1 pseudogene is annotated in these 215 nt (G+C 37.7%); it reads left to right on the top strand.

Features of this window, described 5'->3' with window-relative positions:
• Positions 1-215, top strand: a pseudogene (locus tag CAMP5082_RS08410) (hypothetical protein); the annotation flags it as partial.

The following is a 215-nucleotide window of genomic DNA, read 5'->3' as shown; positions in this document are numbered from 1 at the left end:
GCAAAAGGTGGAGGAGGATTATGGAAAACAGGATTTACTACTAGAGCTTATCAAGCATTATTTCTAGCAGCACAACTAGGACATCAGCCTTCTTTAGAACACCAACTTAGCACTTATTCTTCTTCTGTAGCCTTAGCAGGTGGAGGCCATACTAATGCTTTAAGAGAGAAAATGCTAAAAGATTTTTCTAAAAATCCTCCTTATGATGAATTTGG

The organism is Campylobacter sp. LMG 17559 (assembly GCF_024723605.1).
GTDB lineage: Bacteria > Campylobacterota > Campylobacteria > Campylobacterales > Campylobacteraceae > Campylobacter_D.
The sequence above is the reverse complement of the archived record's forward strand: the minus strand, read 5'-3'. Positions and strand labels throughout refer to the sequence as shown.